This window comes from Klebsiella sp. 64, assembly GCF_018223915.1.
Lineage (GTDB): Bacteria > Pseudomonadota > Gammaproteobacteria > Enterobacterales > Enterobacteriaceae > Klebsiella > Klebsiella pneumoniae.
Map to the genome: position 1 here is coordinate 224544 of NZ_JAGRQZ010000003.1, position 25217 is coordinate 249760.

Annotated in this window: 22 protein-coding genes, 1 pseudogene and 1 other annotated feature; of the genes and pseudogenes, 6 read left to right on the plus strand and 17 right to left on the minus strand. The window is 56.5% G+C overall.

The features are described 5' to 3' along the window. Positions 1 to 111: 111 nt before the first annotated feature. The 4 genes and pseudogenes from lspA to KHQ23_RS26595 all read right to left on the minus strand — a co-directional run. Positions 112 to 612 carry a signal peptidase II gene (gene lspA / locus KHQ23_RS04175; RefSeq protein WP_002887973.1) on the minus strand — a complete coding sequence of 167 codons (501 nt, stop codon included), beginning with the start codon at positions 610 to 612 and terminating at the stop codon, positions 112 to 114. After that, the gene (gene ileS, locus KHQ23_RS04180; RefSeq protein WP_004212580.1) at positions 612 to 3428 is read right to left on the minus strand and encodes an isoleucine--tRNA ligase; all 2817 of its coding nucleotides are present in this window, start codon (positions 3426 to 3428) and stop codon (positions 612 to 614) included. Before ileS ends, lspA begins: the two co-directional genes overlap by 1 nt. A 43-nt stretch (positions 3429 to 3471) precedes the next feature. Next, positions 3472 to 4410, minus strand: coding sequence for a bifunctional riboflavin kinase/FAD synthetase (gene ribF, locus KHQ23_RS04185; protein ID WP_002887969.1), 939 nt, complete (start codon positions 4408 to 4410; stop codon positions 3472 to 3474). A gap of 7 nt (positions 4411 to 4417) precedes the next feature. Continuing rightward, a pseudogene (locus KHQ23_RS26595) lies at positions 4418 to 4623 on the minus strand (DUF2575 domain-containing protein); the annotation flags it as partial. A 116-nt stretch (positions 4624 to 4739) separates the two neighbouring features. Between KHQ23_RS26595 and rpsT the strand changes: the two are divergent. Beyond that, positions 4740 to 5003: a 30S ribosomal protein S20 gene (gene rpsT, locus KHQ23_RS04190; RefSeq protein WP_002887965.1), complete on the plus strand. Its 264-nt coding sequence runs from the start codon at positions 4740 to 4742 to the stop codon at positions 5001 to 5003. A gap of 119 nt (positions 5004 to 5122) precedes the next feature. Here rpsT and nhaR read toward each other — a convergent pair whose 3' ends face one another. The 4 genes from nhaR to dnaK all read right to left on the minus strand — a co-directional run bounded on the left by nhaR (position 5123) and on the right by dnaK (position 10564). Then, positions 5123 to 6019, minus strand: coding sequence for a transcriptional activator NhaR (gene nhaR / locus KHQ23_RS04195; protein ID WP_171879686.1), 897 nt, complete (start codon positions 6017 to 6019; stop codon positions 5123 to 5125). A 54-nt stretch (positions 6020 to 6073) separates the two neighbouring features. Then, positions 6074 to 7249, minus strand: a complete 1176-nt coding sequence (nhaA, locus tag KHQ23_RS04200; RefSeq protein WP_032433058.1) for a Na+/H+ antiporter NhaA — start codon at positions 7247 to 7249, stop codon at positions 6074 to 6076. A gap of 177 nt (positions 7250 to 7426) precedes the next feature. Then, positions 7427 to 8560, minus strand: a complete 1134-nt coding sequence (dnaJ, locus tag KHQ23_RS04205; protein ID WP_002887955.1) for a molecular chaperone DnaJ — start codon at positions 8558 to 8560, stop codon at positions 7427 to 7429. Positions 8561 to 8647: 87 nt separating this feature from the next. Then, positions 8648 to 10564: a molecular chaperone DnaK gene (gene dnaK, locus KHQ23_RS04210; RefSeq protein WP_004146997.1), complete on the minus strand. Its 1917-nt coding sequence runs from the start codon at positions 10562 to 10564 to the stop codon at positions 8648 to 8650. Positions 10565 to 10949: 385 nt separating this feature from the next. Between dnaK and KHQ23_RS04215 the strand changes: the two genes are divergently transcribed. From KHQ23_RS04215 to satP, 3 genes are all read left to right on the plus strand, one after another. Next, positions 10950 to 11354, plus strand: a complete 405-nt coding sequence (locus KHQ23_RS04215) for a DUF2541 family protein (RefSeq protein WP_002887909.1) — start codon at positions 10950 to 10952, stop codon at positions 11352 to 11354. Between the two features lie 27 nt (positions 11355 to 11381). Beyond that, a complete protein-coding gene (gene msyB / locus KHQ23_RS04220; protein WP_004146011.1) occupies positions 11382 to 12131 on the plus strand; it encodes an acidic protein MsyB in 750 nt (249 codons plus the stop codon). Between the two features lie 88 nt (positions 12132 to 12219). Beyond that, the gene (gene satP, locus KHQ23_RS04225; protein WP_011977632.1) at positions 12220 to 12786 is read left to right on the plus strand and encodes an acetate uptake transporter; all 567 of its coding nucleotides are present in this window, start codon (positions 12220 to 12222) and stop codon (positions 12784 to 12786) included. A gap of 62 nt (positions 12787 to 12848) precedes the next feature. Here the strand turns inward: satP and KHQ23_RS04230 are convergent, their stop codons facing one another. The 3 genes from KHQ23_RS04230 to tal form a co-directional block, all read right to left on the minus strand. Next, entirely contained in the window at positions 12849 to 14153 is a 1305-nt protein-coding gene (locus KHQ23_RS04230; RefSeq protein WP_004146012.1) for an MFS transporter, read from the minus strand. 119 nt (positions 14154 to 14272) lie between these two features. Next, a complete protein-coding gene (gene mog, locus KHQ23_RS04235; RefSeq protein WP_002887898.1) occupies positions 14273 to 14860 on the minus strand; it encodes a molybdopterin adenylyltransferase in 588 nt (195 codons plus the stop codon). A 99-nt stretch (positions 14861 to 14959) separates the two neighbouring features. After that, positions 14960 to 15913: a transaldolase gene (gene tal / locus KHQ23_RS04240; RefSeq protein WP_002887897.1), complete on the minus strand. Its 954-nt coding sequence runs from the start codon at positions 15911 to 15913 to the stop codon at positions 14960 to 14962. Positions 15914 to 16115: 202 nt separating this feature from the next. Between tal and KHQ23_RS04245 the strand changes: the two genes are divergently transcribed. Together KHQ23_RS04245 and yaaA are read left to right on the plus strand one after the other, a co-directional pair. Continuing rightward, positions 16116 to 17546 (plus strand): sodium:alanine symporter family protein, encoded by a 1431-nt coding sequence (locus tag KHQ23_RS04245; protein WP_023284669.1) that lies wholly within the window; start codon positions 16116 to 16118, stop codon positions 17544 to 17546. A 77-nt stretch (positions 17547 to 17623) separates the two neighbouring features. Further along, positions 17624 to 18397 (plus strand): peroxide stress protein YaaA, encoded by a 774-nt coding sequence (gene yaaA / locus KHQ23_RS04250; protein WP_023159257.1) that lies wholly within the window; start codon positions 17624 to 17626, stop codon positions 18395 to 18397. A 68-nt stretch (positions 18398 to 18465) separates the two neighbouring features. Here the strand turns inward: yaaA and KHQ23_RS04255 are convergent, their stop codons facing one another. From KHQ23_RS04255 to KHQ23_RS04280, 6 genes are all read right to left on the minus strand, one after another. Further along, entirely contained in the window at positions 18466 to 18843 is a 378-nt protein-coding gene (locus KHQ23_RS04255; RefSeq protein WP_023284668.1) for a hypothetical protein, read from the minus strand. A gap of 314 nt (positions 18844 to 19157) precedes the next feature. Continuing rightward, entirely contained in the window at positions 19158 to 20438 is a 1281-nt protein-coding gene (thrC, locus tag KHQ23_RS04260; RefSeq protein WP_002887863.1) for a threonine synthase, read from the minus strand. Between the two features lie 3 nt (positions 20439 to 20441). Further along, positions 20442 to 21371, minus strand: coding sequence for a homoserine kinase (gene thrB / locus KHQ23_RS04265; protein ID WP_002887853.1), 930 nt, complete (start codon positions 21369 to 21371; stop codon positions 20442 to 20444). A gap of 1 nt (position 21372) precedes the next feature. Next, positions 21373 to 23835: a bifunctional aspartate kinase/homoserine dehydrogenase I gene (thrA, locus tag KHQ23_RS04270; RefSeq protein ID WP_032414492.1), complete on the minus strand. Its 2463-nt coding sequence runs from the start codon at positions 23833 to 23835 to the stop codon at positions 21373 to 21375. Positions 23836 to 23860: 25 nt separating this feature from the next. Continuing rightward, positions 23861 to 23978, minus strand: a sequence feature (Thr leader region). Beyond that, positions 23917 to 23985, minus strand: coding sequence for a thr operon leader peptide (thrL, locus tag KHQ23_RS04275; protein WP_004222578.1), 69 nt, complete (start codon positions 23983 to 23985; stop codon positions 23917 to 23919). Its footprint overlaps the feature before it by 62 nt. A 211-nt stretch (positions 23986 to 24196) precedes the next feature. Further along, the gene (locus KHQ23_RS04280; RefSeq protein ID WP_002887846.1) at positions 24197 to 24883 is read right to left on the minus strand and encodes a tRNA/rRNA methyltransferase; all 687 of its coding nucleotides are present in this window, start codon (positions 24881 to 24883) and stop codon (positions 24197 to 24199) included. Positions 24884 to 25217: the final 334 nt, after the last annotated feature.

Genomic DNA, 25217 nt, shown 5'->3' on the forward strand with positions numbered 1-25217 from the left:
ATTGCTCGCTTGTTTAGGTCACCCGGTGCCCGGCGGCATTACGCTTACCGGGCCTACGGGGGCCAAAAATTCTGTAGGCCGGGTAAGCGTCACGTCACCCGGCATTGAGATTTACGCCTGCTCTTTCACAGTCGGTTTCGGCAGGAAGCCTTCCAGCACAATCAGCGCTGCGCCGATGCAGATCGCGCTATCGGCGAGGTTGAAGGTGGCAAAATGCCAGTCGCCGACGTAGAAGTCGATCATATCGACCACAAAGCCATGCCACAGGCGATCGAACAAGTTGCCCAGCGCGCCGCCGATAATCAGCGCGTAGGCAATATTGTTCAGCTTTTGCGTCGCCTTCGAACGGTACATCAGCACCGTCAGCACTACGCAAATGCCGATCGCGATCCCGGAAAAGAACCAGCGCTGCCAGCCGCCGCTGTCGGCGAGAAAGCTAAAGGCCGCGCCATAGTTGCGGGCATAATGCAGATTAAGCGACGGGAACAGCGGAACCGTCTCCCCCAGAGCGAAGTTCTGGAGGATCAGGAATTTGCTGCCCAGATCGATAATCAGCACGGCTACGACCACCCACAGCCAGCGTAGCCCCGTTGAACAGATCGATTTACTCATCAGGCGAATTTACGTTGCTCGCCGTCACCGGCGACGTTGCTCACACAGCGTCCGCAGATTTCCGCGTGTTCCGCCACCTTGCCGATATCGGTGGTGTAATGCCAGCAGCGCGGGCATTTCTCACCTTCAGCTTTACTCAATGCGACTTTCAACCCTTTGAGCAGTTCGCTTTGCTGCGCATCAGCGGACGCGCTCGCATAGTCTGCGACGTTCGCCCCGGAGGTCAACAGGACAAATCGCAATTCATCGCCCAGCGCATTGAGCTTAGCCGCCAGATCGGCATCAGCATACAGCGTGACTGCCGCTTCCAGCGAGCCGCCGACTTTCTTATCCGCACGCGCCTGCTCGATCACCTTGTTGACTTCGCCACGCACCTTCAGCAGCTCGTCCCAGAAATCGTCGTTCATCGCTTCGTCGTCGGCCAGGCCGAACAGACCTTCATACCACTCGCCGGTGAAGACATATTTCTCACGCTCGCCCGGCAGATAGCCCCAGATTTCATCTGCGGTGAAGGACATGATCGGCGCCATCCAGCGCACCAGCGCTTCCACGATATGGAACAGCGCGGTCTGGCAGCTGCGACGCGCCACGCTGTCCGCCTTGGCGGTGTACTGGCGGTCTTTGATGATGTCGAGGTAGAACGAGCCCATCTCGATGGAGCAGAAGCGCATCAGGCGCTGCACCACTTCATGGAAGTCGTAGGATTCGTAGGCTTTCAGGATATCTTCCTGTGCCGCCTGCGCGCAGCCGACCGCCCAGCGGTCCAGCACCACCATCTCTTCCGGTTTAACCATGTCTTTCGCCGGATCGAAACCGTTAAGGTTCGCCAGCAGGAAGCGCGCGGTATTACGGATACGACGATAGCTGTCGGCGGCGCGTTTGAGGATCTCGTCAGAGACCGCCATTTCGCCGGTGTAGTCGGTGGAAGCCACCCACAGGCGCAGGATATCGGCGCCGAGCTTGTTCATCACGTCCTGCGGGCTAACGGTGTTGCCGATAGACTTGGACATTTTGCGGCCCTGACCGTCGACGGTGAAGCCGTGGGTCAGTACCTGACGATATGGCGCTTTGCCTTTCATCGCCGTGGAAATCATCAGCGAGGACATGAACCAGCCGCGATGCTGGTCAGAACCTTCCAGATACATATCGGCGGCGTGACCGGCGAATTCCGGACGCACGTCAACCACGGAAGAGTGGGTCGACCCGGAGTCAAACCAGACGTCGAGGGTATCCGGCACTTTCTCATAGCTGTCGGCGTCATCGCCAAGAATGTCGCGGGAATCGAGATCCCACCACGCCTGGATGCCGTCAACTTCAACGCGTTTTGCCACTTCTTCCATCAGCTCAAGGGTACGCGGGTGCAGTTCATGGGTTTCTTTATGCACGAACAGCGACATCGGCACGCCCCAGGTGCGCTGACGGGAGATACACCAGTCAGGGCGGTTAGCGACCATCGATTCGATACGCGCCTGGCCCCAGTCCGGGATCCACTGCACGCCTTTGATCTCTTTCAGCGACTGCGCGCGCAGGCCTTTCTGATCCATGCTCACGAACCACTGCGGAGTGGCGCGGAAGATGATCGGCGACTTGTGGCGCCAGCAGCATGGATAGCTGTGCTGCAGTTTCTCAACGTGTAACAGCGCGCCACGCTCACGCAGCATCTCAACGATGATGTCATTGGCTTTGAAAACATTAATGCCGTCCAGGGACGGCCAGGTACCTGGCAGGTAAGCGCCGTCCGGGCCAACCGGGTTGGCGATTTCCAGACCGTATTTCTGGCTGATGGTGTAGTCGTCCGGACCGTGGCCGCCAGCGGTATGCACCGCACCGGTACCGGCATCCAGCGTCACGTGGTCGCCAAGGATCGCCGGCACGTCGAAATCGAGGAACGGATGCTTAAAGCGCATCAGCTCAAGCTCAGAACCTTGTACCGCCGCCAGAATAGTGTAGTCCGTCGCGCCAACGCGCTTCATTACGCTCTCAACCAGGTCTTTCGCCAGGATCAGCGCCTGGCCGTCAACCTGCACCAACGCATAGTCGAACTCAGGAGACAGAGAGATAGCGCGGTTGGCCGGCAGGGTCCACGGCGTGGTGGTCCAGATAACCAGCGACACCGGACCGTTGACGTCGGCTACGCCGAATTTCGCCAGTACCGCGGCTTTGTCTACCGCGTGGAACGCGACATCGATAGACGGAGAGGTTTTGTCGTAATACTCCACTTCCGCTTCCGCCAGCGCGGAACGGCAGTCTACGCACCAGTGCACCGGTTTGGCGCCTTTATGCAGGTGGCCATTACCGATGATTTTGCCCAGCGCGCGGATGATGTTGGCTTCGGTTTTGAAGTCCATGGTCAGGTACGGATGCGACCAGTCGCCCAGCACGCCGAGACGGATAAAGTCTTTACGCTGGCCATCGATCTGCTCGGCGGCATATTCGCGGCACTTAGCGCGGAATTCGGCAGCGGTAAATTTCTCACCCGGCTTGCCGTATTCCTGCTCCACTTTCAGCTCGATCGGCAGACCGTGGCAGTCCCAGCCCGGAACGTAAGGCGAGTCATAGCCCGTCAGTCCTTTGGACTTAACGATAATGTCTTTCAGAATCTTGTTTACCGAGTGACCAATATGAATGCTGCCATTCGCATAAGGAGGGCCATCATGCAGAATGAAGGTTTTTTTGCCTTTTTTGGCTGCACGAATGATGCCGTACAGGTCATCATCGGTCCAACGCGCCAGCATTCCCGGTTCGCGTTTGGCGAGGTCGCCACGCATAGGGAACCCTGTTTCCGGCAAATTCAGGGTCGATTTATAGTCACTCATCAGATTCTCGGTTCCGTATTTCGGTTTGATAAACACCAGTGGCTCAGGCCTGGCTGGTCAGCCCAAATAATTCGCGGGCCGTTAACTCATCACGTGCGATTTGCGCCTTCAGCTCGTCCAGCGACGCAAACCGCTGCTCGTTACGTATCTTTTTACGCAGTATTACATTGATATGGCGACCGTAGAGGTCCATTACAACGTCCAACAGATGTACTTCGAGCTGCTGACGCACGCCCGCAACCGTTGGACGGGTGCCAATATTGGCGACGCCCGCTATCGGTTTGTCGCCCAGCCCTGTCACTTCTACCGCATAGACCCCTTTAACCGGGGAAACCTGACGACGCAGCGGTAAGTTCGCCGTCGGAAAACCTATGGTTCGGCCTAGTTCATCACCATGCACGACGCGTCCGGAGATGCTAAACGGATGGCCGAGCAGCGTCTCCGCCAGCAGGAGATCGTCATCGGCCAGCGCCTGGCGTACCGCCGTGCTGCTGATTCGCACCCCGCCTTCGCAGAAGGTTTGGGTGCTGGTGACGTCGAAGCCATATTCCGCCCCCGCCTTTTGTAATAACAAGAAATCCCCCTGGCGACCAGCGCCAAAGCGGAAATCGTCACCAACGGCGAGGAACTGCACGCCCAGGCGACGCACCAGCAGTTCACTGATAAAATCCTGCGCGGTTAGCGCGGCGAACCGGCGGTCAAAGCGAACGCACAATACATAGTCAACCCCGCTTTCAGCCAGATAGCCCAGCTTTTCACGCAGGCGGGTCAATCGCGCCGGGGCTTTATCAGCGGCAAAGAGCTCCAGCGGCTGGGGTTCAAAAATCATCACCACGACCGGTAAACCGCGCTGGCGGCCCTCTTCGCGCAACCGCTGCAGCAGCGCCTGATGCCCACGATGCACGCCGTCGAAATTACCAATGGTCAGCACGCACCCGTGCGGGGCCTGACTGAGATTATGTATGCCGCGTATCAGCTTCATGTCTGGCTCAAAACAGTGAAAATCGTCCGAGTATACCTTGTACAACTGTCAACGTTAACCAGCGATTGCACCTCGGCAACGAAAGTTCTCAGGAATTCATTCACTCAGCGCGAGAAAGCGGGAAAACTGGCCGCGCCCGGCGATTTTTATGGTGGAAAAGCTGTATTCGCCTGCAACAAGCTGGTAGAATCTTGCGCCATCACTACGTAATGAAGCGCTGTGGTGTTAAACGGCGCTTATTTGCACAAATCCATTGACAAAAGAAGGCTAAACGGGCATATTCCTCGGCCTTTGAATTGTCCATATAGAACACATTTGGGAGTTGGACCTTGGCTAATATCAAATCAGCTAAGAAGCGCGCCGTTCAGTCTGAAAAGGCTCGCAAGCACAACGCAAGCCGTCGCTCTATGATGCGTACTTTCATCAAGAAAGTATACGCAGCTATCGAAGCTGGCGACAAAGCTGCTGCACAGAAAGCATTTAACGAAATGCAACCGATCGTGGACCGTCAGGCTGCTAAAGGTCTGATCCACAAAAACAAAGCTGCGCGTCATAAAGCAAACCTGACTGCACAGATCAACAAACTGGCTTAATCGCCTGCTTGCTGAACTTTGTTAAAGAAACCCGCGAAAGCGGGTTTTTTTATGCCTATCATCTTCCCCCGGTAGCGCACGCTGGCGCGATCTGAGCCACGCCAGCCCACGCCTTCCGGCTATCGGGGTTCGGTGAACAGCGACGAATAATCGCGATTACAGATACGCTGTACCGCCGGGTGCTGAATCATTCGTTCAGCGAAAATAGCGTGATATTCCTCCATCACGCTATCCATACGGCCAATTTCGACAATCGATTCATCATGGTAGAAATCATGCGCGTAGAGCGTCGGCGCGACAAATATCGCATTATGTGCGGCGCCGAAGGCTTTCATGAGCGCCGCGTCGTCAAACTCGCCGAGGATCTCCACCTTCAGGCCCTGCACGTTAATCCAGTTCAGCAGCTTACGTCCCAGCATCGATCGCCGGCCGGGGATCAGCAGCCGCCGCTCTTCGAGGCAGGCCGGGAACGGCTTCGTCGGCGCCGGATTCATGCACCAGAAGCTGACGCTGCACTCGCCGATCTTCACCGAAAATAGCCCTTCCTGCTGCGTCGAGTCGATCGGGCAGTCAGAGATAATCATGTCGAGCTTATGCTGGCTCAGCTGCTCCAGCAGCAGCTCATGAGTGGATTCAAAACAGCGCATATGAATCTGCTCGCTCTCAACGACAGCGGCATCCAGCACGCCGCTGACCAGCCGTTTCGAGAGCGCATCGGCCACGCCGACGTCAAACAGCAGGTTCGACTCTTTGCGATAGTTGACGATGTCGAGCATCTCCTGGCTGAGGGTAAACATCCTGTCGGCATAGCGAAAAACCAGCTCCCCCAGCTCGCTCGGCTCAAGCCCCCTTCCCTTTCGCTTAAATAATTTCCCCTGCAGGCGCTCCTCCAGGGCTTTGATCTGCCCGGTAATGGTCTGCGGCGTCAGAAACAGCGCCTCCGCCGCGCCCACGACGGACCCTTCTTTATACACGTGCCAGAAGTAGTACAGATGATTGTAGTTAATATGTGACATGCTTCTCTCCCTGATAATGTCCAGGAGAGCCTGTCGGGCTCTCCTGCAGAAAGGTTATACCGCGAGGCGAGTATCCGTCACGCGCTGACGCAGTATGAGGTAGCCGACGACCGCTGATAGCACTGAGCCGATCAGAATGCCAAGCTTGGCCCAGTTGATCAACGCGGGATCCACGCTGCCAAAGGCCAGGGTGGCGATGAAAATCGACATCGTAAAGCCAATCCCGCACAGGATCCCCACCGCCATAATTTGCTTGCAGGTGGTTCCCTCCGGCAGCGAAGCCCACTTCAGCTTCAGGGCCAGCCAGCAGAACAGGCTAATCCCCAGCGGCTTACCGATAAACAGGCCAGCCATAATGCCCAGCGGCAGGAGCGACGTCAGCCCGGCAAGGGTGACCCCCTGCAGTGAGACCCCCGCGTTCGCGAAGGCAAACAGCGGCAGGATCATAAACGCCACCCACGGGTGCAGGACATGCTCAAGCGCTTTGGCCGGCGACATGCCATGCTTTTCCTCGAGCGGGATCATAAAGCCGACAATCACCCCGGCAAGGGTCGCGTGAACGCCAGACTTCAGCACCGCCGTCCACAGCACCGCGCCAACCAGAATATAGATCCCGGTACGCCGCACGCCGCTCAGATTCAGGGCCACCAGCACCGCAATCGCCGCCGCCGCCACGCCCAGCGAGAGCATGGACAGGTCGTGGGTATAAAACAGCGCGATAATCACGATAGCCCCGAGGTCATCAATAATCGCCAGCGCCATCAGGAAAATCTTCAGCGCCGTCGGGACCCGGCTACCTAACAGCGCCAGCACGCCGAGGGCAAAGGCAATATCCGTCGCCGCCGGGATCGCCCACCCTTCTCTGGCGACAGGATCCTGGGCGTTAAAGGCCAGGTAGACCAGGGCCGGGACGATCATCCCGCCCAGCGCGGCTATCACCGGGAAGACCGCCTGACGGCGGCTCGCCAGCGACCCTTGAATCAGCTCACGCTTGACCTCCAGGCCAATCAGCAAAAAGAACACCGCCATCAGGGCATCATTGATCCATAACAGCATGTTCTTGTTGATCTCCAGCGCGCCCACACGCAGCTGTACTGGCGTCTCAAGGAAGGAGTGATACAGACCACTGGTCACGCTGGTATTGGCCATCACCATCGCCAGCGCGGCGGCGATAATTAAGACAATGCCGCCGGAAGCATCGCTACTAAAGAATCGTTGCAGATGTTTCACTTTTACTTTCATCCTGTTGGTGAATAACTCGATAAAAGCATAATACACATACTGATAACTCGAAAAAATCAGATTTAAGTTGCGCTAATATTCGCTTTTTACGAGCTAAAGGGGAGTTCTCAGGCGAAAAAAAGCCCGGGCAGCAAAGGCCCGGGCCGGATATCAACAAAGGCGGAATTAGCGGGTCAGGTCGTCGAAGAACTTCTTCACGCCGTCAAAGAAGCTTTTCGAACGCGGGCTGTTGTTTTCCCCGGTCGGACCGCCGAAGCTCTCCTGCAGCTCTTTCAGCAGCTGCTTCTGCTTCTCATTCAGCCCCACCGGCGTTTCCACCACCACGCGGCACAGCAGATCGCCCTGCGCGCCGCCGCGAACGGATTTCACGCCTTTTCCACGCATGCGGAACAGCTTGCCGGTCTGGGTTTCACCTGGAATTTTCAGGTTCACGCGGCCGTCGAGCGTTGGGACCTCGATCTCACCGCCCAGCGCCGCCATGGTGAAGTTGATCGGAACTTCGCAGTACAGGTTATTGCCTTCACGCTCAAAGATAGCGTGCTGCTTCACCTGAACCTGAACGTACAGATCGCCTGCCGGCGCGCCATGTTCGCCGGCCTCGCCTTCGCCCGCCAGACGGATCCGGTCACCGGTATCCACGCCCGCCGGAATTTTAACCGACAGGGTTTTGGTCTTTTCTACGCGGCCATGGCCATGACATTTATTGCACGGATCTTTAATCAGCGTACCGCGTCCCTGGCAGTGCGGACAGGTCTGCTGTACCGCAAAAAAGCCCTGGCGCATCTGCACCTGGCCTGCGCCATGACAGGTCGGACAGGTCTGCGGTTTGCTGCCGGCCTTGGCGCCGCTGCCGTGGCAGACGTCGCACTCTTCCAGCGTCGGAATACGGATCTCTTTAGTGACGCCGCGCACCGCTTCTTCCAGCGTCAGCTCCATGTTGTAACGGAGATCGGCGCCGCGTGCCGCGCGCTGACGACCACGCCCGCCGCCAAAGATATCGCCGAAAACATCGCCAAAGATATCGCTGAAGTCCGCACCGCCGCCAAAACCGCCGCCGCCGCCCATGCCGCCCTGTTCGAAGGCCGCGTGGCCGTACTGATCGTAGGCCGCACGCTTCTGGGCATCAGTCAGGATTTCATACGCTTCTTTGATTTCTTTAAATTTGGCTTCAGCCTCTTTATCACCCTGGTTGCGGTCCGGGTGATATTTCATGGCCAGGCGCTTATAAGCCTTTTTGATTTCACGCTCTTCCGCTGTTTTGGAAACGCCTAAAATCTCGTAGTAATCTTGCTTTGCCATCGGTGTTTTTCAGCCCCTTAACATGCGTGCACGGGCGGAGAGGAAACCTCTTCGCCCGTGCCAGTGTTTTACCCGTTCAAAGGGCGATTATTTTTTATCTTTCACTTCTTCGAACTCAGCGTCGACAACATCGTCGTCTTTCGCGTTGCTCGCCTGAGCGTCAGCGGAACCCGCCTGCTGCTGAGCGTGCTGCTGCTGAGCAATTTCCATCAGCTTCTGAGAAGCCTGCGCCAGCGCCTGCATTTTCGCTTCGATATCCGCTTTGTCTTCGCCTTTCAGAGAAGATTCCAGCGCGGTCAGCGCAGACTCAATGGCAGTTTTGTCGTCAGCCGGCAGTTTATCGCCTGCTTCTTCAACCTGCTTACGAGTGCTGTGCAGCAGATGGTCGCCCTGGTTGCGGGTCTGTACCAGCTCTTCGAACTTACGGTCAGATTCGGCGTTAGCTTCTGCTTCGCGAACCATTTTCTGAATTTCTTCTTCATTCAGACCGGAAGACGCTTTGATGGTGATCTTCTGCTCTTTACCGCTGTTTTTGTCTTTCGCGGAGACGTGCAGGATACCGTCAGCATCGATGTCGAAGGTCACTTCGATCTGCGGCATGCCGCGCGGCGCCGGGTTAATACCATCCAGGTTGAACTGACCCAGAGATTTGTTATCAGACGCGCGTTTACGCTCACCCTGCAGCACATGGATGGTTACCGCAGACTGGTTGTCTTCAGCGGTAGAGAACACCTGGCTGTGCTTGGTCGGGATGGTGGTGTTTTTGCTGATAAGCGCAGTCATCACGCCGCCCATGGTTTCGATACCCAGCGACAGCGGGGTTACGTCGAGCAGCAGAACGTCTTTCACATCGCCAGTCAGTACACCGCCCTGAACGGCAGCACCGATCGCCACGGCTTCATCCGGGTTAACGTCTTTACGCGGTTCTTTACCAAAGAACTCGGCCACTTTCTTCTGCACCATCGGCATACGAGTCTGACCACCAACGAGGATCACGTCGTTGATATCGGAAACGGACAGACCGGCATCCTGCAGAGCGACTTTCAGCGGCTCGATGGAACGGTTAACCAGGTCTTCTACCAGGCTTTCCAGTTTCGCGCGAGTCACTTTGATGTTCATGTGTTTCGGACCGGTCGCGTCTGCAGTGATGTACGGCAGGTTAACGTCGGTCTGCTGAGCAGAAGACAGTTCAATCTTCGCTTTCTCAGCGGCTTCTTTCAGGCGCTGCATGGCCAGCGGGTCGTTGCGCAGGTCAATGCCCTGATCTTTCTTGAACTCATCAACGAGGTAGTTGATCAGACGAGTATCGAAGTCTTCGCCGCCCAGGTGGGTATCACCGTTGGTCGCCAGAACTTCAAAGGTTTTTTCGCCATCAACTTCGTCGATTTCGATAATCGAGATATCGAAAGTACCACCACCGAGGTCGTAAACCGCGATAGTACGGTTGCCCACTTCTTTATCCAGACCGTAAGCCAGCGCGGCCGCGGTTGGTTCGTTGATGATACGTTTGACTTCCAGACCGGCGATACGGCCGGCATCTTTTGTTGCCTGACGCTGCGCATCGTTGAAGTAAGCCGGTACGGTGATAACCGCTTCAGTTACCGGTTCACCCAGGTAATCTTCAGCCGTTTTCTTCATTTTCTTCAGCACTTCAGCAGAGATCTGCGGCGGTGCAGTTTTGGTGCCTTTCACATCCAGCCATGCGTCGCCATTGTCTGCGGCAACAATTTTGTATGGCATGATAGAAACGTCACGCTGAACTTCTTCGTCCTGGAAGCGGCGGCCAATCAGGCGTTTAATCGCAAACAGGGTGTTTTGCGGGTTTGTCACTGCCTGACGTTTAGCCGGCTGACCAACCAGAGTTTCACCATCCTGGGTATAGGCAATGATAGAAGGCGTGGTGCGATCGCCTTCGGCGTTCTCCAGCACGCGTGCAGTAGTGCCATCCATAATCGCTACACAAGAGTTGGTAGTACCCAGGTCGATACCAATAATTTTACCCATCTAAACGTCTCCACTAAAAATTCGATCAACATGTGGTTGTGAACCTGTAATAAGGGCGAAACGTGCGGTTTCAACTGCCCAGACATCATTTTTTTTCAGGTTCTTCACTGCGGTTGACTACAAGATGGGGTCGCCCACTCCGGCATCAAGGGGCAAGCATAAAAATTTTTTGCCTCGGATTCGCACAGGGTTACGGATGACTTGCCGAACAAGGTTGTTGGATGGCAAAAACGACGGCGAAATATACATACAAAAAACGGATTAAAATAGGAAATACATTCATAATATCATTGACATAACCCGCAATACTTGCGCGCTAAAAGCCCCGTTTTCGCAGTGATAAACTTCCCCGCCATCGCACTTCGCTTATTCAGGGGACAAATTAATGAAATCGCTATACCGGCTTTCCGTAGGGCTTATCCTCGGCGTGTCATTTATCACCTCGGCGGCCGCTAACGACCATAAAATTCTCGGCGTGATAGCTATGCCGCGCAATGAAACCAACGACCTGACGCTGACGCTCCCCGTCTGCCGGGTGGTCAAACGCATTCAGCTCAGCGCCGACCGCGGCGATGTACAACTCTCCGGGGCGACGGTCTACTTTAAGGCCAGCCGCGGCGCCAGCCACACGCTGAACGTCCCCGCCGGGATCAAAGAGGGCAGCACCACCGGCTGGATCAACATCAATAGCGATAACGACAACAAACGTTGCGTGAAGAAAATCGCCTTCTCCGGCCACACGGTGCACTCCTCAGATATGGCATCACTGAAAATTATCGGCGATGACTAACGTCGCCCCTGCCCGAGAGAAAACGTTATGCATATTAATTACCTGGAGGATGACGATCTCGCCTTTCTGCCTGAGTGCAGCGAGGCGCATCTGGAAGCCTTTACCCGCATTCTGACCCACGGGGAAAATGGCAAACCCCGTCTCTCCAGCACGCTCCTGCGCAACGAGACATTTTTAGCGATGGAGGGGCACCCGGAGCGTTATCGCCGCAACTGGCAGCTAATCGCCGGTGAGCTACAGCATTTTGGCGGCGATAGCATCGCCAACACGCTGCGCCGCCATGGCAAATTTTATCGCGCGATCCTGCTGGATGTATGTAAACGACTGAAAGCGAAGGTCGACAAACAGCTGTCGACGCCGCAGATCGAGCAGCAGTTGCTGGCGCATTTTCTGCAGCACAGCTGGAATAAACTGAACGCGGAGCAAAAAGCGCAGTTTCTCGCCGCGGTGGAGTGCCGGAGCCATGAGCTGGACAGCCTGATGGCTCATCTGCTGAGGCATCGCAAGCTAAGCGAAGGCGTCACTTTGTTGCTGGACGAACGCTTAACCGCCATCCTGCGCACGCATGCCGCGGTGAGCGTCATCGGTCATGGCCTGGTGCGCGGCGCCGGGCTGGGCGGACCGCTCGGCGCCGCGCTGAACAGCGTAAAAGCGGTGAGCGGCAGCGCCTACCGGGTCACCATCCCCGCGGTCCTGCATATTGCCTGTTTACGGCAAATGCTCCAGCCGCCGTCAGACACCGCGGAAATTGGTGAAAAATACCCCGCCAGATCATAGACAGCCCTTCAGCGCCTCATTATTATGCCGCGCCCCGCCGCCAAGTCGCGGGGTAATGCTTCCCTTTTAATGATAATTTTGAGGAATTATGGGCAACACTAAGTTGGCTAATCCGGCACCGCTGGGCCTTATGGGCTTCGGCATGACCACTATTCTGCTTAACCTGGCGAATAGCGGCCTGTTCGCATTCGATGTAGCTATCCTGGCGATGGGCATTTTTTACGGCGGCATTGCGCAAATTTTTGCCGGCCTGCTGGAATACAAAAAAGGCAACACTTTTGGCTTAACCGCTTTTACCTCCTACGGCAGCTTCTGGCTGACGCTGGTGGCGATTCTTCTGATGCCGAAAATGGGCCTGGCAGACGCGCCAAACGCGCACTTCCTCGGTATGTACCTCGGCCTGTGGGGCGTCTTTACCCTGTTTATGTTCTTTGGCACCCTGAAGGCAGCCCGCATGCTGCAGTTTGTCTTCCTGAGCCTGACCGTACTGTTCGCGCTGCTGGCGATTGGCCATTTGGCCGATAACGAAGGCATTGTGAAGGTAGCCGGCTGGGTCGGCCTGGTTTGTGGCGCCAGCGCTATTTACCTGGCGATGGGTGAAGTGCTGAACGAACAGTTCGGCCGCACCGTGCTGCCGATCGGCGAACCGCGCTAATCTTCCGCCGCCGTCCGGTCACAGGGCGGCGGCAGGTCATTATCAGCATCAGCTAGCCATCGTTAACGCTGCAGCTCCCCTTCCGGCATCCCCGTCGGCGCCGTCAGCTCCTGACGCAGCCAGATACCTAATCCTAGCCCCATCAGCGACAGGGCCAGCACATACCAGGCCGGCGCCATCGGCGACACCCCCATCAGCATGGTGACCGCAATCGGCGTCAGGCCGCCAAAGATCGCGTACGACAGGTTGTAGGAGAAAGAGATGCCGGTGAAGCGTACTTCCGCCGGGAAGGCCCGCACCATCACATAGGGCACCGCCCCCACCACGCCGACGCAAAGCCCCACCGTACCGTAGAGCAGAAACAGCCGCTGCGGGCTGGCGCCGGCAAGATGGTAAAATGCCCAGCTGGCAACCGCCAGCAGCAGGCTGCCGACGATAAAAGTGCGGCTGGCGCCGAAGCGGTCCGCCGCCAGCCCGGCGAGCAGACAGCCGATGCACAACATAATGGTGGCGATGCTGTTGGCCTGCAGGGTAATGGCCGGCGCAAAACCATAGTGCTTCTGCAGCCAGACCGGCGACATCAGGATCACCACCACCACGCCAGCCGACAGCAGCCAGGTCAGCAGCATAGAGATCACCACCGCCTTCTGGTGCTTGAGCGCCACCGCTTTTACCGGCAGCTCCTGCGCCAGCGCTTTGCGCTGCTGCATCTCAAGAAAAATCGGCGTCTCCTGCAGCCAGCGGCGCAGATACATCGCTATCAGACCAAATACGCCGCCCAGCAGGAAGGGGATCCGCCAGCCGCCGTCGTGGATCCCCTGCGGCGTCAGACTGGTATTGATAAGCGTGGCCACCACCGACCCCAGCAGAATGCCAACCGTCAGGCCGGCCGTCAGCGTGCCGCAGGCGATACCAATGCGTTTTTCCGGGACATGCTCAGCGACAAACACCCAGGCGCCTGGAACTTCACCGCCGATCGCCGCTCCCTGCAGAATACGCATCAGCAGCAATAGCAGCGGGGCGATGATACCTACCGAGCTATAGGTCGGTAACAGACCGATCGCCAGGGTTGGCAGCGCCATCAGCAGGATGCTGAGGGTGAACATTTTCTTGCGCCCCACCAGATCGCCAAAGTGGGCCATGATGATGCCCCCCAGCGGACGCGCCAGGTAACCGGCGGCGAAAATGCCAAAAGTTTGCACCTGGCGCAGCCATTCGGGAATATCCGCAGGGAAGAAGAGCTCGCCGACGACGGCGGCGAAGAAAACGAAAATGATAAAGTCATAAAACTCCAGCGCGCCGCCCAGGGCGGCCAGCGTCAGCGTTTTATAATCCTGGCGGTTGAGCGGTCGGTTTGCATATGACATAACGCAATTTCATCCTGAGGTGTGCAGCGTGTTTTATAGTGTGTAAAGTAAAAATCACTATATCGTAAATAAAACGGCACACCATTAGCGATGCAGGTTATATCAAAAATGCATCAAATTCAGGATAAAGTTTCGCGTCTGGCGCTCTTGGGACGAAAAGCTTCTACTACACGGCCATCGGTTTCCACATAAGGCCCTTCAAGCAACTGTACACAATAAGGTACACTTGCGAAAATACCGTGTACCAGCACGTTGCCGTCAGCATCTTTCACCCCTTCCAGAGTCTCCTGAATTGCTTTCGGTTGCCCGGGAAGGTTGAGGATCAGCGCCTGCTTGCGGATCACACCGACCTGCCGGGAAAGGATAGCCGTCGGCACAAAGTGTAGGCTAACCTGGCGCATTTGCTCGCCGAAGCCCGGCATCTCGCGATCGGCGATCGCCAGCGTTGCGTCGGGCGTCACATCGCGACGCGCAGGGCCGGTTCCGCCGGTGGTCAGCACCAGATGGCACCCCATTTCGTCAACCAGTTCGCACAGCGTTTGCTCAATGATGGCCTGCTCATCCGGAATCAGACGGGTTTGCAGCTCGAAAGGGGTGGTCAGGGCACGTGCCAGCCACTCTTCCAGTGCCGGGATGCCTTTGTCCTGATAGACGCCGCTGGAGGCGCGATCGGAAATGGAAACTAAGCCGATTCGTAAGGTATTCATGGTTATTCCGTTCAAACTGTGGCGTTAAACGAAATGATACACTGCCGGAGGCGGGACAGACAGTGTAATGTGGCCGACGGGCGTCGGCCACCTGCGCGATTACAGCAGTTCGTCGATCATTTTTTCCAGTTTTTCCTGGTCGATCGCAAACTTACGGATACCTTCCGCCAGTTTGTCTACCGCCATCGGATCCTGGTTATGCTGCCACAGGAACTCAGATTCGGTAATACGCTCCGGACGCGCTTTCACTTCACCGGTATATACCAGCTTACGCTCAACGGCGCCTTCGCTTTCGGACAGCTCTTTCAGCAGCGCCGGGGCGATGGTCAGGCGGTCACAGCCAGCCAGTTCCAGAATTTCGCCAACGTTACGGAAGCTTGCGCCCATCACGACGGTTTCATAGCCGTGCTGCTTGTAATACTCGTAGATTTCGCTGACGGAAACCACGCCCGGATCTTCTGCCGGTGCGTACTCTTTCTTGTCGGTGTTGGCTTTGTACCAGTCGAGGATACGGCCAACGAACGGCGAAATCAGGAAGACGCCCGCTTCGGCGCAAGCGCGAGCCTGAGCGAAGGAGAACAGCAGCGTCAGGTTACAGTTAATGCCTTCTTTTTCCAGCTGTTCAGCGGCGCGAATGCCCTGCCAGGTGGAGGCCAGTTTGATCAGAATGCGATCGTTGCTAATGCCCGCGTCGTTGTACAGCTTGATGATGCGCTTGGCTTTCGCGATAGACGCTTCGGTGTCATAGGAGAGACGTGCGTCCACTTCGGTAGAGATACGGCCCGGGATCAGTTTCAGAATTTCGAGACCGATGTTCACCGCCAGCTTATCGGAAGCATCGAGGATCTGCTGCGCGCGATCGCTGCTCTGGCTACGAGCCCAGGCGACAGCGTCGTCAATCAGCTTACGGTACTCAGGGATCTGAGCCGCGCCGAGAATCAGGGAAGGGTTAGTGGTGGCATCCTGAGGCTGATACAGCTTCATTGCCGCAATATCTCCGGTGTCAGCGACGACAGTGGTGTACTGACGCAGAGAAGTTAATTTATCCGTCATGATATATTTCTCTTAAACAGCAGTTAAGGGGATGTAACCGGTCTGCCCAGATGATAACACGCTGCCGGGTCAGCGCAACCGCCGACGAGAGAAGAGCGCAGAGTGTGATAAACTATGCAGATTAATTTGCTGAAAGCGAAAGGATTGTCACTTAATTGGTAACGCTTACACTGGCGTACCGGCATGGACAAGAGGATGTTTAATGCCTGATTTTCTCTCATTTATCAATGAAATACTCTGGGGCTCAGTGATGATTTATCTGCTACTGGGCGCCGGTATCTGGTTTAGCTGGCAAACCCGGGGTATTCAGTTTCGTTACGTGCGCAAATTCGGCCGCAGTCTAAAAAAAAGCCTGCACCCGCAGCCGGGTGGTTTAACGTCCTTTCAGGCGCTCTGTACCAGCCTTGCCGCCCGGGTCGGCAGCGGCAATCTTGCCGGGGTGACGCTGGCGATCGCCGCCGGTGGGCCCGGCGCCGTATTCTGGATGTGGGTTTCCGCCCTGCTCGGCATGGCCAGCAGCTTTGCTGAATGTTCCCTTGCTCAGCTGTATAAAGAACGCGATAGCCGCGGACAGTTTCGCGGCGGCCCGGCCTGGTACATGGCGCGCGGGCTCGGCATGCGTTGGATGGGCGTCCTGTTTTCGATCCTCCTCCTGCTGGCCTATGGTTTTATCTTCAATACCGTGCAGGCTAACTCCGTGGCCCATGCCTTGCGCTATGCGTTCGATCTGCCGGCGGCGGTCAGCGGCGGCGTGCTGGCCGTTGTCGTTTTGCTGGCGATCCTCCGTGGTTTACGCGGCGTGGCGCGTCTGATGCAATGGATCGTTCCCTTTATGGCGCTGTTGTGGATCGCCACCAGCCTGCTCATCGGCCTGTGGCACATCACCGCCCTGCCGACGATTTTCGCTACCATCTTTCGCTGCGCCTTCGGCTGGCAGGAGGCCGCCGCCGGCGCGGTGGGCTACACCATCAGCCAGGCGCTGACCAGCGGCTTCCAGCGCGGCATGTTCTCCAATGAAGCAGGGATGGGCTCTTCGCCTAACGCCGCCGCGGCCGCCGCATCCTGGCCGCCGCACCCGGCGGCGCAAGGGATCGTGCAGATGATTGGCGTGTTTATCGATACTATCGTGATCTGTACCGCAAGCGCGATTATCGTCATGCTGGCGCCGCGGCCCGACAATGAATATACGCTCAACGGTATTCAGGACTTGCAACACGCGATGAGCGTGCTGGTCGGCGGCTGGGGAGCGGGTTTTATCGCCCTCATCGTGCTGCTGTTCGCCTTTAGCTCTATCGTAGCCAACTACGTGTACGCGGAAAATAATCTGGTCTTCCTGCGCCTGGATAAGCCACGCTATATCTGGGGGCTGCGAATACTCACCATCCTGATGGTGCTGTTGGGGACCATGGTTAGCCTGCCTGTCGTCTGGCAGAGCGCGGATATCATCATGGCGCTGATGGCGATGACCAACCTGACGGCCATTCTGTTGCTCTCCCCGACGGTGCGGATTATCGCCAGCGATTATCTGCGTCAGCGGCGGCTGGGTATCCAGCCGACTTTCGATGCCACTCGTTACCCGGATATTGACCAACAGCTGGCCCCCGGCGCCTGGAATGAATTGCCGCGCGAATAGCGCGGCAATTGCAGCTATCGATCCCACCATGCACTTTTTTTGTTAAAATTCGTCGAAATTACCTGCAAGGACTGGATATGCTGATTCTGATTTCACCTGCTAAAACGCTCGATTATCAAAGCCCGCTGGCAACGACTCGCTATACCCAGCCCGAACTCCTCGAGTATTCTCAGCAGCTTATCGGCATCGCCCGTAAGCTGAGCGCGCCGCAAATCGGCAAGCTGATGAGCATTAGCGACAAGCTGGCGGATCTAAACGCCACCCGCTTCCACGACTGGCACCCTGACTTTACGCCGCAAAATGCCCGCCAGGCGATCCTCGCCTTTAAAGGCGATGTCTACACCGGCCTGCAGGCAGAGACGCTCACCGAGGACGACTTTGACTTCGCCCAGCGACACCTGCGCATGCTCTCCGGGCTGTATGGCGTGCTGCGCCCGTTAGACCTGATGCAGCCCTACCGCCTGGAGATGGGGATCCGTCTGGAAAATCCGCGCGGCAAAGATCTGTACCAGTTCTGGGGGGATACCATTACCGAGAAGCTGAATCAGGCGCTGCGCGACCAGGGCGACGATATCGTCATCAACCTGGCTTCCGATGAATATTTTAAATCGGTGAAAACGCCAAAATTGCAGGGTCAGCTGATCAAGCCGGTATTCCTCGATGAGAAGAACGGCAAATTCAAAGTGATCAGTTTTTATGCGAAGAAAGCCCGCGGCCTGATGAGCCGCTACATTATTGAAAACCGCTTAACCCAGCCGGAGCAGCTCAAAGCTTTTAATAGCGAAGGCTATTTCTTTGATGCGGATGCCTCAGAGAAAGGCGAACTGGTGTTTAAACGCCACGAGCAGTAACACGTTACGGTAATAAAAAAGGGGAGTCATTCCCCTTTTCAATATAATTAAGCAGATTATTACTTATTTTAACGCACCCAGTTTTCCACCACGCCTTTTTCATCGAAGAAAATCATCAGCGAGTTCGAATCTTTTTGGCTGGACTTATCGACCGCATCGGCAGCTTGCGATGCCCCGGTTACCGGGATCATGGAACCCGCGAGGCTGACCAGGTTGATCCCTTTATCTACTGAATAATACCAGCTCTCTTTACCCGACGCCGTCACCGTCGTATGACCAGAATCCGGGGCACCAAAATACTGACGAACCTCGGCCTTAGTGGTTTTTCCGACAATGAGATGTTGTTTCAGATAGGCTGGCGTTAATTTATCTTCATTACCGCCAATCGTTGTCCCGGAGCAGCCTGTTAAAACGAACATCACCAAAAAAAGAGATAAAATACGCATGTTTCCTCCTTGAAAACCTTGTGCATTAACAATGCATCTATAACAAATGATATCTATAGCTGCTTCATAATAAAATCAGCAGCATAAATATAAGTATCATGAAATAATAAATAAAAAAGATAATCCAGTGGAATTATCCGGCAAAGATGACAATCTGTAAAAGAGTTTGCAATAAAAGCAGTGCGCTGACAATAAAATAGTGTGGGGAATTTTATGGAGAGAAATTTTACTGATATGGAAAAGTGCGTTAAATATAAAAACCGGGCAATAGCTGCCCGGTTTGGTCGATCATGTTGCCGATATTATTGCCTGGCTTAGCCCATCATCAGCTTACGCAGCGCGGCGAAATCCGCCGGCAGGTTGTGAGACAGCAGCGGCAGGTCGGCGCGGTCGGCCAGCTCCTTCGGCAGCGGCAGAGTCTCCTGCAGGATCTCCTCCACGCTCTCTTTGAACTTCGCCGGATGGGCGGTGCCGAGGAACAGGCCGTACTCTCCCGGCTGCAGCTGATCGCGCAGCGCGCGCCAGGCAATCGCCGCATGCGGTTCAGAGATGTAGCCGATGGCCTTCAGCTCGCGCATCGCTGCTTTGGTGGTCTCATCATCGACCGCGGCATAGCCCAGCTCGCTGAGACGCCAGATTTTACGGCGGAACAGCTCTTCAACGCGCGGCCAGTTGTTCGGCTGGCTGACGTCCATGGCGTTGGACAGCGTCGCCTGGGTGGCTTTTGGCGCCCACTCGCCGCCCTGCAGATAGCGCGGAACGGTGTCGTTGGCGTTGGTGGCGGCGATAAAGCGCTTGATCGGCAGCCCCAGCGACTTGGCCAGCAGACCGGCGGTCAGATCGCCGAAGTTGCCGCTCGGCACGGAAATCACCAGCTGATTGCGGGCTTCCTGCGGCAGCTGCGCCGCCGCTTCGAAGTAGTAACAGATCTGCGCCAGCAGGCGGCTGATGTTGATGGAGTTAGCCGAGTTGAGACCCAGCGTCGCCTTCAGCTCTTCATCGTCAAACGCCTGCTTCACCAGCGCCTGGCAGGCATCAAAGTCGCCATCAATCGCCACGGTTTCAATATTGCCGCCGAGGGTACAGAACAGCTTCTCCTGCAGCGGACTGATCTTGCCGCGCGGATAGAGGATCACTACCTTGACGTTCGGCAGGCCGTAGAAAGCATGCGCCACCGCCGCCCCGGTGTCGCCAGAGGTCGCGGTGAGGATGGTGACCGGCTTATCGCCTGCGATGTGGGTCAGCATCTGCGCCATAAAGCGGCCGCCGAAATCCTTGAACGCCAGCGTAGGGCCATGGAACAGCTCCAGACAGCCGACATCTTCCTGAACCTTGCTTACCGGCGCCGGAAACGCAAACGCCGCGCGCACCCGCTGCTGCAGGACATCCTGCGGGATCTCATCGCCGATAAAGGCGGATAAAATTTTGGCGCTACGGGTGACAAAGTCCTGCGCCAGCATGTCGTCGATTTCAGTCAGGCTGAATTCCGGCAGATCGTGCGGAAAGAACAGGCCCTGATGCTTGCCAAGTCCCTGGGTGACGGCCTGCGCAAAGCTGACCTGCTCGTTATGATCTTTTAAGTTATACAGTTTCATTGGTTATCCCACTACGCGTGCGCCCGCCGTGTCCAGCCGGCAAATATGAACAAAGCCTTCCTGATTCTGCAGATAGTGCGCGCCAAGCCAGTCGGCGACGCGCTGTGCGGTATCCGGTTTATCACACAACGCGAACAGCGTTGGGCCAGAGCCGGAGATGCCGCAAGCCTGGGCGCCCATCTCCATGGCCGCCTGACGCGCTTCGCTAAAGCCCGGCAGCAGTTTGGTTCGGTACGGTTCGGCAATCACATCTTTCATCAATTTTGCCGCCAGCTGCGGCTGGCGGGTGTAGCAGGCGTGAATAAAGCCCGCGAGGTGGCGACCATGGGCGATACAATCCTGGCGGCGATACTGCGCCGGCAGAATCGCCCGCGCTTCAGCAGTAGAGACTTTAATCCCCGGATAGGCCAGCACCCACAGCCACTCATCAAACCCGGGCACCTGCTGACTGATAATCCCATTCTCTTCGATCATCAACTGCATGCCGCCAAGATAGCACGGCGCCACGTTGTCGTAGTGAATGCTGCCGGAGATACGCCCTTCCATCTCTCCCATCAGCGCCAGCATGCGCGTCTCGTTCAGCGGCTTGCCGCAGAACTCGTTCATGGCCACCAGCGCAGCGACCACCGAGCAGGCGCTGGAACCCAGCCCGGAGCCAATAGGCATGTTTTTTTCCAGCGTCATCGCCACCGGCACCGTCTTGCCGATCTCCCGGCAAAAGCTTTCCCAGCACTGGTAAACAATGTTCTCCTGCGGCGCCGTCGGCAGTTTGCTGGCGAAGCGTCCAAGATTCTGCAGGCTAAATTGCTCCGCCGCTTCGACAGTGACGTTGTCGCCAAGCAGCGTGCCATCGACCGGCGTGACCGCCGCGCCCAACACATCAAACCCGACGCTCATATTGGCACTGGAAGCCGGGGCATATACTTTGACCATCTTAAACTCCTAACTTCCAGGACAGGGTGCGCAGCAGGTCGGCGAATACGCCGGCCGCCGTGACGTCGTTCCCGGCGCCATAGCCGCGCAGCACCAGCGGCAATGGCTGATAATAATGGCTATAAAAAGCCAGCGCGTTCTCACCATTCTTAACTTTGAACAGCGGATCGTTGCCGTCAACCGCGGCTATTTTTACCCGGCAGGTACCATCCTCTTCGATGTTACCGACGTAGCGCAAGACTTTACCTTCATCGCGCGCCTTAGCAACCCGCGAGGCAAAACCATCGTCCAGCGACGGCAGGCGGGCCATAAAGGTCTCGACATCGCCGCTGGCGTCGAAGTCCGGCGGCAGCGCCGACTCGACGATAATGTCCGCCAGCTCCAGTTCACGCCCGGTCTCGCGGGCCAGAATCAGCAGTTTACGCGCCACATCCACCCCGGATAAATCGTCGCGCGGATCCGGCTCGGTATACCCCATCTCACGGGCCATCGCCGTCGCCGCGGAGAAACTCACCCCCTCGTCCAGCTTGCCGAAGATAAACGACAGGGAGCCGGACAGGATCCCGGAGAAATGGCGCAGCTCATCGCCGGCGTTGAGCAGGTTCTGCAGGTTCTCAATCACCGGCAGGCCCGCGCCAACGTTAGTGTCATAGAGGAACTTACGCCGCGAGCTGCTGGCCGCATGGCGCAGCTGGTGATAGTAATCCAGCGAAGAGGTATTGGCCTTTTTGTTCGGCGTCACCACATGGAAACCTTCGCGCAGGAAGTCGGCATACTGATCGGCGACCGCCTGGCTGGAGGTACAGTCGACGATCACCGGATTGAGCAGGTGGTACTCTTTCACCAGGCGGATCAGGCGGCCAAGATTAAACGGCTCTTTCGCCTCCGCCAGTTCCGCACTCCAGTTTTCCAGATTCAGGCCATGCACGCTGGTCAGCAGCGCCTGAGAATTGGCTACACCGCAGACGCGCAGATCGATATGTTTGTTCTTCAGCCACCCCTGCTGGCGCTTGATCTGCTCTAGCAGCGCGCCGCCGACGCCGCCGACGCCGATGACAAACACTTCAATCACCTGGTCGGTGTTGAACAGCATCTGATGGGTCACGCGCACGCCGGTGGTGGCGTCGTCATTGCTGACCACTACCGAAATTGAGCGCTCGGAAGAGCCCTGGGCAATCGCCACGATATTGATATTGGCGCGGGCCAGCGCCGCAAAGAATTTCGCCGAGATACCGCGCAGGGTACGCATTCCGTCGCCCACCACGGAGATGATCGCCAGACGCTCCATAATCGCCAGCGGCTCCAGCAGCCCCTCTTTCAGCTCCAGATAAAACTCATCTTCCATCGCCCGTTTGGCACGTGCGCAGTCGCTCTGCGGCACGCAGAAACTGATGCTGTACTCCGAAGAAGATTGAGTGATCAACACCACCGAGATGCCGGCGCGGGACATGGTGGCGAAGACGCGGGCCGCCATGCCGACCATCCCTTTCATCCCCGGCCCGGAGACGTTGAACATCGCCATGTTGTTGAGGTTAGAGATGCCTTTCACCGGCAAATCGTCCTCGTCGCGGCTGGCGCCGATAAGCGTTCCCGGCGCCTGTGGGTTGCCGGTATTTTTAATCAGGCATGGGATTTGGAACTGGGCGATAGGGGCGATGGTGCGCGGGTGCAGCACTTTCGCGCCAAAGTAGGAGAGCTCCATCGCCTCCTGATAAGACATCGATTTCAGCAGGCGCGCATCCGGCACCTGACGCGGATCGCAGGTGTACACTCCGTCGACATCGGTCCAGATTTCGCAGCAGTCAGCGCGCAGGCAGGCGGCCAGTACCGCAGCCGAGTAGTCGGAGCCGTTACGCCCCAGCACCACCAGCTCGCCTTTCTCATTGCCGGCGGTAAACCCGGCCATCAGGATCATATGGTCTGTCGGGATCTGGCTGGCGGCAATGCGGCGGGTGGATTCGGCGATATCGACGGTGGATTCCAGATAGTGGCCCACGGCGAGCAGTTTTTCGACCGGGTTAATGACACTGACTTTATGTCCACGGGCTTCCAGCAGACCCGCCATGATGGCGATGGAGAGCTTTTCGCCGCGGCAGATCAGCGCGGCATTGACGCTGTCCGGGCACTGACCCAGCAGGCTGATGCCGTGCAGAACATGCTTAATCTGAGCAAATTCCTGCTCCACGAAGGCTTTTAACTGGGCAAGCGGGAAAGCGGGCTGGGCGTCGGCAAGGCCCTGAAGAAGTTCGGCAAAAATGCGTTCGGCGTCGGCAATATTGGGGAGGGCATCCTGGCCGCCAATGGTCTTTTCAATCATCGCTACCAGGTGGTTAGTGATCTTCGCCGGGGCAGACAGGACCGTCGCTACCTGCCCCTGCCTGGCATTACTCTCCAGAATATCGGCAACCCGCAGAAACCGTTCCGCATTTGCCACTGATGTACCGCCGAACTTCAACACTCGCATGGTTCTTACCCCTTGATCTCTTGTCAAAAAAAAAGCCCGCACTGTTCAGGTGCGGGCTTTTTTCTGTGTTTCCTGTACGCGTCAGCCCGCACCGTTACCTGTGGTAATGGTGGTGGTGATAATGGTGGTAATCATGCCGATGCGATTCATGGATGTTGTGTACTCTGTATTTTTATCTGTCTGTATGTCCTGCCTATATTGGTTAAAGTATCTGCCGTCTTAAGTCAATGAATTTCTCAATTTGCCCCATTTCAGCAGGCTTACGTATTTTCCCGCTGCCGTGAGAAAAAACATCCAGATCGGCGGAAAACCAGCTCATAGAACAGCATACACATCCATAAATAAAAAATATGACAGAGTTTTATTCTGGCAGGTTTTTTTCAATATCATGCAGCAAACGATGCAACATTGCCGTGTCGCGCTGCTGCAGCAGGCCCAGCCGTTGCGACAACCAGTCGGCCAGTTTGGCATCATCCTCCACGCCCAAACGCGAAAGTAACGCCAGGGTACGAGTACGTAAGGCCTGCAGCTGATGATGGTCTGCCGCAGCGGCGGCGGGCGCCGTTTGTTGCATTAGCGATGCTAATTGATAACAGTAGACCATCACCGACTGGCCGAGATTCAGCGACGGATAATCCGCAGCCATCGGCACACCGGTCAACACATCAGCCAGCGCCAGCTCCTCATTGGTCAATCCGGCGTCCTCACGACCAAATACCAGGGCAGTATGGTTCATCCACTGCGCCTTCTCCTCCAGCAGCGGCAACAGCTGCTGCGGCGTGGCGTAATAGTGAAAACGCGCGCGGCTGCGGGCGGTGGTGGCGACGGTAAAATCAACGTCATGCAGCGCCTCGGCAAGGGTGGGATAGGTGGTGATACCATCGAGGATGTCGCCTGAGCCATGCGCCACCCAGCGTGCCGGCGGCGCCAGGTGGGCTTCGCTATCGACGATCCGTAGTTCGCGAAATCCCATGGTTTTCATCGCCCTGGCGGCAGCGCCGACGTTCTCGGCCCGGGCAGGACCGACTAAAATAATCGTTAAACGCATTGCGGTTTCTTTCTCTCTCTCAGGCGTTATCGAGGCGCAGCGCCCCCCATTTTACGCGGTGAAAATTTACAAATTTGCAACAAAAATCACTAAAATTGCGTTTTCTTACCCATAAAAAAATCTAAACTGTTCTCAGGAGGCCGTGACAAGGAGTATGTTAACAGAACCCATTTATCCATATGATGGGCAATGCAATTTCATCTGATGCATCGTTTCAGGCTTTGGATTCACTGTATTTATTAATTTATCCACGCAACTAGTTGAGCCTGGTAAAGATTGTGACTATAAAGAGCATGGCGATGCAATGATTTCACAAGACTGTTAACGTGCTACA